Here is an 11,800-nt window from a genome sequence, read left to right on the forward strand (position 1 = left end):
CCGAAAAAATCAGACTTTTGAAAGCGTATTTTCACTATCAAAATAGTGTTTTTCGCTTATCGTTGTGCAATTGGAACGTACACTTGATGTGTTGGTCCATTATAATCAGCACGCGGACGGATTAAACGGTTGTTTTCATATTGTTCTAGAATATGAGCTAACCAGCCTGACATACGGCTAATTGCAAAAATAGGTGTAAATAAGTCATGGTCAATTCCTAAACAATGGTATACAGAAGCTGAATAGAAATCAACATTTGGTGGAAGACCTTTTTCTTTTGTTACAATGTCTTCAATTTTGATAGACATATTATACCATTTGTCTTCTCCTAAAAGCACGCATAATCTCTTAGACATTTCGCGTAAATGTTTTGCACGCGGATCACCCTGCTCATATACACGGTGGCCAAAGCCCATGATTTTCACTTTATTTTGAAGAGCATTATGAATATATGATTCTACATTTTCTTCTTCGCCAATTTCAGTTAGCATCTTCATTACATTTTCGTTTGCCCCGCCGTGAAGAGGACCTTTTAACGCACCGATTGCTGCTGTAATACCAGAATATACATCTGAAAGTGTAGCTACACAAACGCGTGCAGTAAATGTAGAAGCGTTTAACTCATGATCTGCGTGAAGTACAAGCGCCTTGTCAAAAGCTTCAATTTCAACTTCATTTGGCTCGCGATCATTTAACATGTACAAGAAGTTTGCAGCTAATGATAAATCGTTTCTAGGCTCAACAACATCTAAACCTTTACGAATTCTTGCATAAGCAGCAACTAAAGTTCCCACTTGAGCCTGCAATTTAACCGCTTTCAAATAATTGGAGTTTTCATCCATAATTTCAGCGCTCTCATCGTATAATGATAGCATGGAAATTGCAGTTCGTAAAACAGACATCGGATGTGCGATTTTTAAATCTACTTGTTTCAAATATGTTAAAATCTCACCTGGAACTTTATAGTATTCCGATACAATCTCTTTAAATTTCGCTAGTTCTTGTTCATTAGGAAGCTTGCGATGCCATAATAAGTACACTACTTCTTCAAATGTAGCATTCTCAGCTAAATCATCAATATTATACCCAACATAAGTTAATGTATCATCAATAATAGAGCTCACAGATGATGTTGTTGCTACTACCCCTTCTAAACCTCGAATAACAGTCATGACATTCTCTCCTTTTCCTGAAAATTCTCCCAACCTTGCTCCTTATATCTATTTGCTTCCCTTTTGAATTATGAACGCCCGTTCACTCTTTAGGCAAGCAAAATGCACGATCATGCAAATTTGTTGCGATGTTCCCCTCTTATTGTCCATTGTTTACATGGAAAGCATGAGCGTGAATGTCTCCCCGAATCCTCACGCTCAAAACAACAAGTTAGTGAGGAAAATTAATCCCGAAGAGTTTTATGATAAAAACAACATAAAACAATATCATTATAAAATTGTTTTATGTTGTTTTTATTTTATCTGGTGTAAAGTCTCTGCTGTTATGTAACTTTTCAAAGTTTCTAATCCTATTATAAACAATTATCTGACTTTTGTGAACAGAAAGAATTCAAAAATTTTATATTACTATAAAATTCCTTATTTAAACATCTGTATAATACTCATAACTGCATAGGCAATTCCAGCCCCAATTAATGGACCTACAGCAACTCCATTAAATAAAGCAACCGCTATAATTGTCCCGAAAACGAGCGCAGTTGTAATATGAGGATCCGTCGTCAATAATTGTACGCCGCCTTTCGCTAACAAAGCAACCGCTACCCCTGAAGCTAAAGCAATCCATGCATAATACGATTTCGCCGCTTCTCCAAGTTGTTTAAAACCTATTTCCCCCGTTGCAATCGGTACGAGTACTGCTATTGTAATAACCGTTACACCGAGGTTAATCCCTTTCGTTTGTAGATAAGGAAAGACTTTATCTCCTAGAAACGTAAATTTCAATAAAAATAACACACCAATAGCTACAGTAAGCGATTGGTTTTTAGCAACAAGTCCTATAATAAGTAGTATGAATAAAAATAACGTTGACTGACTAATCATGTTTACACTTCCTTTCTGAAAATAATGAACTCATTTCCAAACAAAAATACCTTTAAACCTATCGTTATACATGCTATATCGATGTATATTCAACAATAACCACTTCATTTTTTATGTATTTTAAAATGCTAAACTGAGACTTTCATCATCAAAAATTTAAGCCTATATACATTTTTGAAAACGATTGTCCCTCCTTTCTTTTCTAATAAGAAACAGGTAAAATAAAAAGAAGAGAAAATGAAGTTTTTACCATATAGTAGAAGCATCAACACCAAGCTTTTACAGTCACTCATGTACTGAAAAAGCAGGAAAAATCCATCATTCCACTATAACATAAAGTGAAACTTTAATCAGTGGGGCATTTTCCACTGATTATTAGTTGAACCAATCGGGCATTTACGGGCAGTTTATCTCCATCTAACTCCTTTGATCCAGCTGCACTTCGGGTAGGAGATTTACTGCCCGTTAATGCGGGGTAAAGTGAAACTTTAATCAGTGGGGCACACTCGTTATAAGTTGAACGAATTAGGATAATCCAAATTGGAATGGGAGGTATACATCTTTGAACCGAAACTTACTATATATGATATTGCGACTCATATTTGTCATTGTAGCAACGGTAGCCGGGTTCTATGCATTACTATATATGTCAGGACTTATCTATCCTTTTATTATCGCTTTCGCATTTGCTTATTTGATTAATCCCGTCGTCAATTTCCTTAATCAAAAACTACAATTCCCTCGCGCACTAGCAGTACTCGTTAGCTTAATTCTCGTATTCGGAGCTATCGTCGGACTCGTTACATATCTTGTAACGGAAGCAATATCGGCCACAACATACTTACTACAACTTGTTACAGTAAAGTTCCCGGATATCGTTAAATTCGCAGAGCAATTTGCACTTAATCATATTATGCCTCTCTATGATGATTTAATTTCTAAATTTAATCATCTTGGGGAACCACAGCGCTATACGATTACACAAAACATTCAAAACTTAGGAACCGAAGCAACGACGCAAATGAAAGAACTTTTAACTGCTATTATAAGCGGGTTAACAAATTTCATCAGTGCATTACCAACCACTTTAACTGTCCTTGTATTCGTTTTATTAGCCACTTTCTTCATTAGTTACGATTGGCATCGTCTTGCTCAGAAAGTAAGAAAATTTTTGCCCAATCGTGTTCATGGCTATGGAAAAACTATTTTTGTGGACTTAAGAAAAGCTTTATTTGGTTTTGTTAAAGCGCAACTTACACTCGTATCTATGACAACTGTTATTGTACTAATCGGACTTTTAATATTACGCGTACCATACGCCATTACTATCGCGATTATTACAGGGGTTGTAGATTTACTCCCGTATTTAGGAACAGGTGCCGTCTTCGTTCCTTGGGTTATATACGTATTTTTCACTGGCGATACTGCTTTCGCCATCGGTCTTCTCATCTTATACATCGTCGTGATTGTCCAAAGACAAATTATGGAGCCTAAAGTACTTTCATCTAATATCGGCCTCGATCCATTAGCAACACTGATCGCTCTATTTGTCGGCTTTAAGCTTTTTGGCTTTTTAGGATTAATCATCGGTCCAGTCATCTTAGTACTACTTAATACATTGCACAAAGCTCGTGTATTCCATGATTTGTGGAAATATATTAAAGGCTCACCTTCAAGATAATAGTTTCTAATTCATATACAACAAAAAACTTATATGTAATCAGTGGGAATTTCCCACTGATTATTCCTTATACTTGTTTTTCACACTCATTACATACAACAAGAGAATTTCCCACAAAAAGGATAATACTCTTGTTTTTTTGCATAGAAAACGCATATTCCGAGGTATTTTTACATATTTATTCTGTTATTTTTATAATTATTACTTACATTTATTACTTTTTATGTAAATGAATAAATATGCAAAATGGTATAAAATAAGACTTAAACTAACATTTTTCCTGTTCGTATCTAACTTTTCCATACCAATTGACTCTTTTTATATACAAAAACCAGCTTGAGTTCATATGAATTCCCCTACAACACATTCATTAAGAACTACCTCCATATCCAATCGAAAAATACATAGCAAATATAATAAGGCAAAACTATGATCAGTAAGGATTTTGTCCACCACCGATTATTAACTTTCACCAACCGGACTTGTATGAGCAGTCTGATTTCCACTTAACTCCTTCGCATTCACCACATTTTAAGGCATGATACAGCAAAACTATGATCAACAGAACTTCATCCATCTCTCATCCTTTTGCGGGCAAAAAAATAGTGCTTAGATCGCTATAATCTAAGCACTATTTCTGCACAATAATAGTAGAACTCTTTCTAAACTTCCATTCCATCCACTTCATAACAAATGGCTTCAACAAAGCCCTCGTCATAGGGATAACGAAGATCAAACCTATTATATCCGTTACGTATCCAGGAAGTACCAAAAGAATACCTCCTACAAAGATAAAAATACCATCCAGTACCGCTCCTCCTGGCATTTCTCCTCTATTCAACTTAGATTGAATCTCTCTAAGCACTTTAAATCCTTGTCTTTTCGCCAAATAGACACCTACAACACCCGTAAATACAATCATAGCGAACGTAGACCATAAACCTATTACATGACTCGATCCAATTAAGACTGTAATCTCAATCGCCGGTATTAAAATAAACAAGAATAGTAACCACTTCATAGTTCTATACTCCTCTCACTCGTCACTTTAAACGAACCCAGAGCGCCCGTATACGCTACACAGAAACTAAACACCTTTCCCTATTGAACCTCGTAACAAACGGCTTTTAAACGTAATTCCAGGCGTTTCAAGCTGATTCCACCTCGTTTTTGTGTAAAAAAAAGAGAAGGACTCCGATCCTTCTCTTCGTATTACTTATAGCACTTCCGCATGTCCATTATAAACAATTCCGCGTGCTGCATCAACTGTTACTTCTTGGCCATTTTTTAAAGTTGCTGTTACGCCGTTTACACCAACGATAACAGGAATACCGATTGATACACCTACAACAGCCGCATGGCTTGTTAGACCGCCTTCTTCTACAACTAGAGCAGCAGCTTTTTCGATTGCAGGAATCATATCTTTATCAGTGCTTGTTGTAACAAGGATATCACCTTTGTTTACGTTCGCTACAGCTTCAGCAGCTGTTTTCGCTACAACTACTTTACCTTTTGCAGCTTTACGACCGATTCCTTGCCCTTTCGCAACTTCTTCACCAACAACATGGATTTTCATTAAGTTTGTTGTACCAGTTTCAGCAACTGGAACACCAGCAGTGATTACTACAGTGTCTCCAAGTCCAATTAGACCTGCATCCATACCTGTTTGAATTGCAGTATCTAACATTTCGTCAGTAGACGCTGCACGTTTTCCAGCCATAAATGCTTGTACACCCCAAACAAGTGCAAGACGACGTCCTACTTGCTCGTCAGATGTTACAGCTACGATTGGAGATTTCGGACGGTATTTAGAGATCATTTTCGCAGTATGTCCACTTTCTGTTGGAGCTACGATTGCAGCTACATCAAGAGCAAGTGCTGTATGCGCAACAGATTGGCTAATTGCATCTGTAATTGTTGGAGTGAACTCTTTAATACGTTTTTTGAACATATCTTCATATTGTAATGATTTTTCAACACGTACTGCAATGTTAGCCATCATTGTTACTGCTTCTACTGGGTATTGACCAGCAGCTGTTTCACCTGAAAGCATGATTGCATCTGTACCATCGAAGATTGCATTAGCTACGTCACTTGCTTCCGCACGAGTTGGACGTGGGTTACGTTGCATAGAATCTAACATTTGTGTCGCAGTAATAACCGGTTTACCTAACACGTTACATTTTTTGATTAGACGTTTTTGTACTAATGGTACTTCTTCTGGTGGAATTTCTACACCCATATCACCACGAGCTACCATTAAACCGTCAGAAACTTCTAAGATTGAATCGATGTTATCGATACCCTCTTGGTTTTCGATTTTTGGTACGATTTGGATGTATTGAGCGTTATGCCCTTCTAATAATTCACGGATTTCTAATACGTCAGATGCTTTACGTACGAATGAAGCTGCGATGAAATCAACTTTTTGCTCGATACCGAAGACGATATCTTTTACGTCTTTTTCAGTGATACCAGGAAGCTTAATGCTTACGTTTGGTACGTTAACACCTTTTTTATTTTTTACAGTTCCGCTGTTTAAAACTTTTGTACGGATGTTTCCGTCAGCTTTTTCGATTACTTCTAGTTCGATAAGACCGTCATCGATTAGAATACGAGAACCTGGGTCTACATCGTCATAAAGACCAGCATAAGATACAGAGAACTTCTCTGCAGTACCTAATACTTGCTCAGTAGAAAGAACTACTTCTGCACCTGTTACAAGCTCAGCTTGTCCGTCTACGAAGTCGTGAGTACGGATTTCTGGACCTTTTGTATCAAGTAAGATACCAACTGTTTTACCAGTTTTCTTTGAAGCTTCACGAATGTTTTTAATACGAGCGCCGTGCTCTTCATGGCTACCATGAGAGAAGTTTAAACGAGCAACGTTCATACCCGCTTCGATTAATTGTTCTAATTTCTCAATACTTTCACTAGCAGGACCTATAGTACATACAATTTTAGTTTTACGCATATTGCACCTCCGAAAATTATGAAACCGTTCCCAAATATCCGACATTAAGCCGATTAGATGGATAATTCTTTAGATAATTGATACATATCTTTATCGATTGTATGCTTTTGAGCTAACGCTTCGATAATATCATGATCAACAAGTTTATTATCTTGAATACCTACACAACGTCCACCTCTACCAGCAATTAATAATTCAACCGCTCTTGCGCCAAGACGACTTGCTAATACACGGTCTTGTGCACTTGGTGATCCACCACGTTGTACGTGACCTAATACAGTTACACGAGTATCAAAGTTTGTTGCTTCTTCAATGTGCTTACCGATGTCAATTGCACTTCCAACACCTTCAGCCACAATGATAATACTGTGTTTTTTACCACGTTCACTACCACGCTTCAGACGAGCAATAACATCTTCCATGTCATACTCTTCTTCTGGAATTAAGATTGTTTCGGCACCATCAGCTAAACCAGCCCATAATGCGATATCTCCAGCATGACGTCCCATTACTTCGATAACATATGTACGTTCATGAGATGTAGCTGTGTCACGAATTTTATCAATTGCATCAATAACAGTATTTAAAGCTGTATCGAAACCAATTGTGAAGTCTGTTCCAGGAATATCATTGTCGATTGTACCTGGTACACCAACACATGGGAATCCTTGTTCAGTTAATTTTTTAGCACCTTGATAAGAGCCATCTCCACCAATAACAACAAGTCCTTCAATACCGTGTTTCTTTAATTGCTCGATACCTTTTAGTCGTACTTCTGGATCTTTAAACTCAGGACATCTTGCTGTATATAATTTCGTACCACCACGGTGGATAATATCGCCAACAGAACCAAGTTCTAATTTTTCAATATGACCAGAAATTAAACCCGCGTATCCATGGTAAATACCATATACTTCAATATCATGGAAAATCGCTTTACGAACAACTGCACGAATGGCAGCATTCATACCAGGTGAATCTCCACCACTTGTTAATACACCAATACGTTTCATTTGTACTCACCTCATAAAGATTATTTGCCTTATAATAAAATAACACGAAAAAATATAAAAACACAATGGAGAAGATGTGTCTTTTCATAATAAAAACGTGCATTCGCGAAGAGGAACGCACGCTTTTATTATTTTATCCCAATGGAAGCGTTTGAAAACGAAACTTGCCCAATTTTCATATATTTTTCATAACGTTTTTCGATTAATTCATCTTTCGAAATTCCGCTTAATTGTTCAAAAGTTTTCTTAAGCATTAAATCTATATTTTCTGATTGTTTTAAAATATTACGATGCGCTCCACCTTTTGCCTCTGGAATAATTTCGTCAATTACACCTAATTCTTTCAAATCTAATGCTGTAATTTTCATCGCTTCTGCAGCTTCTTTTGCTTTACCAGCGTCTTTCCAAAGAATTGCCGCCGCACCCTCTGGTGTAATAACAGAATACGTGGAATTTTCCAGCATATGAATGTAATCTCCTACTCCAAGACCTAACGCACCACCACTACCACCTTCACCGATAACAATACAAATAACAGGTACCGTTAAACCCGCCATTTCAAATAAATTACGGGCAATCGCCTCACTTTGTCCACGTTCTTCAGCTGCTTTACCAGGATAAGCTCCCTTCGTATCAATGAAACAAATAATAGGACGATTAAACTTTTCCGCTTGTTTCATTAGACGCAGCGCTTTTCGATATCCTTCTGGATGAGGCATCCCAAAATTACGACGAATATTTTCTTTCGTATCTTTTCCGCGTTGGTGCCCAATTACAGTTACAGGCATCCCCTTATATTTCGCAATGCCGCCGACAATCGCTGCATCGTCGCCAAATAGGCGATCTCCATGACATTCAAAAAAATTAGTAAATAAGTGCTCAATATAATCGAGCGTTGTCGGTCGTTCTGCATGACGAGCAATTTGAACACGGTCCCATACTTTCATATTGCCGTATATATCTTCCTCTAATTTTTCTAGCTTGTCTTCCAAAATACGAATCTCCTCACTGAAGTCCATCTGGCTGTTTTTCGTATAGTCTTTCAGTTCACGAATCTTATTTCTTAGCTCAACAACTGGTTTCTCAAATTCTAGCTCTGCCATACAGCCATTTCCCCTCCTTGATGAACTTCTAAAATCTTGCGAAGCGATTCTCTCATATCATCACGGTGTACCACCGCATCCAATTGACCATGTTCTAGTAAGAATTCTGCCGTTTGGAAATCTTCGGGTAGTTTCTCACGCACGGTTTGTTCAATTACACGTCTACCAGCAAATCCGATCAGTGCCCCTGGTTCTGCAAGATTATAATCACCAAGTGAAGCGAAACTCGCTGAAACCCCGCCCGTCGTTGGGTGAGTCATAACAGAAATAAATAATCCTCCTGCATTACTATGCTTTTTCAAAGCTACGCTTGTTTTTGCCATTTGCATTAAACTTAATATCCCTTCTTGCATACGGGCACCACCCGAAGCAGTAAAGATAATAAATGGAACTTGTAAGTCGTACGCCTTTTCAACCGCACGGGCAATTTTTTCTCCTACAACAGAGCCCATGCTCCCCATTCGAAAACGAGAATCCATTACTGCAACAACAACAAGCATGTCATCAATTGTTCCTTCACCAGTTACAACCGCTTCGTTCAATTCAGTCTTCTTACGATCGCTCTCTAGTTTCTCTTCATATCCTGGAAACTCGAGTGGATTTAATGAAACCATTTCTTTGTCATACTCACGGAATGACCCTTCGTCCAATATACTATCAAGACGTTCCCATGCATTCATAGGATGATGATATCCACAATTCACACATACTTTTAAATTTTTTAGAAGCTCTTTCGTATACATGATTTTTTTACATTTCGGACATTTTGTCATAACGCCATCTGGTACATCTTTTCGTACTTGTTCTGAAGGTATTGCAGCGTACTTTTTCTTTTTCACGAATAAATCTCTTAGCACAATTTGACCCCCTTCGTTGAGAGCTAAGGTTAGCGCAAGAAGAAAATTGGGCTAACACCAAAGTTTGATGTTAGCCTTATCTTCTCAATCTGTCTAATAACCTCACTCTTTACGTTTAACTTTAACCGCTACGCGATAGAATGTTTGTCATAACGTGTCATGGTCATTTCGACAAATTTTATACATTACGAGTGAAACTGTATATTCTCTACTAATTCATCGTAAATTTTTAGTGCATCATTTTCTTGTTTTTCTTCCAAAGTAGCATAAAGCTTTCTATACATATCGATAGAATCTCCTGAAACTTCACAAGAAAGAGTTGATACGTAATCATTTACGATCATCCAAATGCGATAGAGTAAATAATTATCGACTTGTTCAATAAGTGTTTTAAAGAACGTTTGATGAAGCATTGGAATTGAGTTTTCATTTCCTTCAAGCACTTGATGTAATTTACTTAGCACTTTAGAAAACGTTTCTTTCGGTAAATTACATACAATTCGAATCATATCTTTCTCAAGCAATCGTTTTGTTTGTAATAAATCACGAATTGTTTTCTCATCTTGCAGCAAGAACGGCGCAATCAATTGTACAAGACCGTTATCGTAAAAGTTTCGAATAAATGTCCCTTCACCACGTCTCGTTTCAATTAATCCTACAAGTTCTAAAGCACGCAACGCTTCTCTTACAGAGGAACGCCCTACATTTAAACGTGAACTTAACTCACGCTCAGACGGCAAACGATCCCCTGCTACCAATCCATCCTCTTCCATAATGGAACGGATTTTTTTTACAATTTCGAGATATACTTTTGTATTTGATGATGTCAATGGAAATTCCTCGCTTATTCTTTACCAATCAGCGCTAATTGTTTTGTTTTCTCAGCAACTTCATTTGGATCTACTTGACGGCGAGCTACTCCTGTCTCCATTGCAGCTTTCGCAACGTAAGCTGCTACTTGAGGCGCTACACGCGCGTCAAACGGTGCTGGAATGATATAGTCTGCATTTAACTCATCTTCTGCTACAAGCTCAGCAATAGCCTGTACAGCTGCCATCTTCATTTCTTCATTAATTTGTGTCGCATGTACGTCAAGTGCACCGCGGAAAATACCAGGGAACGCTAGTACATTATTTACTTGGTTTGCGAAGTCAGAACGACCCGTTCCAACAACAGCTGCGCCCGCTGCTTTTGCCAATTCTGGCATAATTTCTGGAACTGGATTCGCCATTGCAAAAATAATTGCATCGTCATTCATTGTACGAACCATTTCTTCTGTTAATGCACCTTCTGCAGATACACCAATGAATACGTCCGCACCTTGTACAACATCACCTAAAGAACCTTCGATACGATTCTTATTTGTATATTTTGCAACTTCATCCTTCACCGGATTCATACCTGTAGGACGACCTTCATAGATTGCCCCTTTACGGTCACACATAATAATGTCGCGTACGCCATAGCGATATAAAAGTTTAATAATTGCAATACCTGCTGCACCTGCGCCATTTGCGACAACTTTAATGTCAGACATTTTCTTTCCAACTAGTTTTAGCGCGTTCACAAGACCCGCTACTGTTACGATAGCTGTTCCGTGTTGATCATCATGGAAGATAGGAATATTTGTTTCTTTTTTCAAACGTTCTTCAATAATGAAGCAGTTTGGTGCTGCGATATCCTCTAAGTTAACGCCGCCAAAAGTTGGCTCCATTAATTTTACAGTTTCAACAATTTTATCTACATCGTTTGTATTTAAGGCAATTGGGAATGCATCTACACCAGCAAAGCTCTTGAATAATACAGCTTTACCTTCCATTACTGGAAGAGATGCTTCAGGTCCGATGTTACCAAGACCAAGTACAGCCGTTCCATCAGTCACAACTGCTACCATATTTCCCTTCATCGTATATTCATATACCTTACTTTTATCGTCATAAATTTCCTTACAAGGCTCTGCAACCCCTGGAGAATATGCAAGACTTAAATCTTTTGCATTTTCTACTTTTACTTTTGATACAGTTTCTAATTTTCCTTGATGCACTTTATGCATGTGAAGTGCTTCTTCACGAAGTGTTGACAAACTATCCACTCTCCTCAAATTATTCTTGCTGATAT

Annotated in this window: 10 protein-coding genes; 1 reads left to right on the forward strand and 9 read right to left on the reverse strand. The window is 37.8% G+C overall.

Annotated features, from left to right (window positions below; all coding sequences use genetic code 11):
* Positions 1–56: 56 nt before the first annotated feature.
* Complete coding sequence (gene citZ / locus ACLBWW_RS04505) at positions 57–1,205, reverse strand: citrate synthase (RefSeq protein WP_000503659.1); 1,149 nt, start codon at positions 1,203–1,205, stop codon at positions 57–59.
* A gap of 387 nt (positions 1,206–1,592) precedes the next feature.
* Positions 1,593–2,054: a DUF441 domain-containing protein gene (locus ACLBWW_RS04510; protein ID WP_000625511.1), complete on the reverse strand. Its 462-nt coding sequence runs from the start codon at positions 2,052–2,054 to the stop codon at positions 1,593–1,595.
* A gap of 562 nt (positions 2,055–2,616) precedes the next feature.
* Between ACLBWW_RS04510 and ytvI the strand changes: the two genes are divergently transcribed.
* The gene (ytvI, locus tag ACLBWW_RS04515; RefSeq protein WP_048544356.1) at positions 2,617–3,735 is read left to right on the forward strand and encodes a sporulation integral membrane protein YtvI; all 1,119 of its coding nucleotides are present in this window, start codon (positions 2,617–2,619) and stop codon (positions 3,733–3,735) included.
* A gap of 631 nt (positions 3,736–4,366) precedes the next feature.
* On the opposite strand, the gene ACLBWW_RS04520 is transcribed toward ytvI, so the two are convergent.
* From ACLBWW_RS04520 to ACLBWW_RS04550, 7 genes are all read right to left on the reverse strand, one after another.
* Positions 4,367–4,756 (reverse strand): FxsA family protein, encoded by a 390-nt coding sequence (locus tag ACLBWW_RS04520; protein WP_048544357.1) that lies wholly within the window; start codon positions 4,754–4,756, stop codon positions 4,367–4,369.
* A 195-nt stretch (positions 4,757–4,951) separates the two neighbouring features.
* On the reverse strand, positions 4,952–6,709 hold the full coding sequence (gene pyk, locus ACLBWW_RS04525; protein WP_001232679.1) for a pyruvate kinase: 1,758 nt from the start codon (positions 6,707–6,709) through the stop codon (positions 4,952–4,954).
* Positions 6,710–6,762: 53 nt separating this feature from the next.
* Positions 6,763–7,722, reverse strand: coding sequence for a 6-phosphofructokinase (pfkA, locus tag ACLBWW_RS04530; protein ID WP_000821162.1), 960 nt, complete (start codon positions 7,720–7,722; stop codon positions 6,763–6,765).
* Positions 7,723–7,850: 128 nt separating this feature from the next.
* Positions 7,851–8,825, reverse strand: coding sequence for an acetyl-CoA carboxylase carboxyl transferase subunit alpha (gene accA / locus ACLBWW_RS04535; protein WP_000818786.1), 975 nt, complete (start codon positions 8,823–8,825; stop codon positions 7,851–7,853).
* Positions 8,813–9,682: an acetyl-CoA carboxylase, carboxyltransferase subunit beta gene (gene accD / locus ACLBWW_RS04540; RefSeq protein WP_000942865.1), complete on the reverse strand. Its 870-nt coding sequence runs from the start codon at positions 9,680–9,682 to the stop codon at positions 8,813–8,815. Before accD ends, accA begins: the two co-directional genes overlap by 13 nt.
* 185 nt (positions 9,683–9,867) lie before the next feature.
* The gene (locus tag ACLBWW_RS04545; protein WP_048544362.1) at positions 9,868–10,512 is read right to left on the reverse strand and encodes a FadR/GntR family transcriptional regulator; all 645 of its coding nucleotides are present in this window, start codon (positions 10,510–10,512) and stop codon (positions 9,868–9,870) included.
* 14 nt (positions 10,513–10,526) lie between these two features.
* A complete protein-coding gene (locus ACLBWW_RS04550) occupies positions 10,527–11,735 on the reverse strand; it encodes an NAD(P)-dependent malic enzyme (RefSeq protein ID WP_165775580.1) in 1,209 nt (402 codons plus the stop codon).
* Positions 11,736–11,800 lie beyond the last annotated feature (65 nt).

This window comes from Bacillus sp. M5A3_1b (assembly GCF_053345335.1).

Excerpts from the sequence above, each read along its gene's own strand:
- ACLBWW_RS04510 (WP_000625511.1), bottom strand. The coding sequence starts at position 2,054 with ATGATTAGTCAGTCAACGTTATTTTTATTCATACTACTTATTATAGGA.
- ACLBWW_RS04520 (WP_048544357.1), bottom strand. The coding sequence starts at position 4,756 with ATGAAGTGGTTACTATTCTTGTTTATTTTAATACCGGCGATTGAGATT.
- pyk (WP_001232679.1), bottom strand. The coding sequence starts at position 6,709 with ATGCGTAAAACTAAAATTGTATGTACTATAGGTCCTGCTAGTGAAAGT.
- pfkA (WP_000821162.1), bottom strand. The coding sequence starts at position 7,722 with ATGAAACGTATTGGTGTATTAACAAGTGGTGGAGATTCACCTGGTATG.
- accA (WP_000818786.1), bottom strand. The coding sequence starts at position 8,825 with ATGGCAGAGCTAGAATTTGAGAAACCAGTTGTTGAGCTAAGAAATAAG.
- ACLBWW_RS04550 (WP_165775580.1), bottom strand. The coding sequence starts at position 11,735 with ATGCATAAAGTGCATCAAGGAAAATTAGAAACTGTATCAAAAGTAAAA.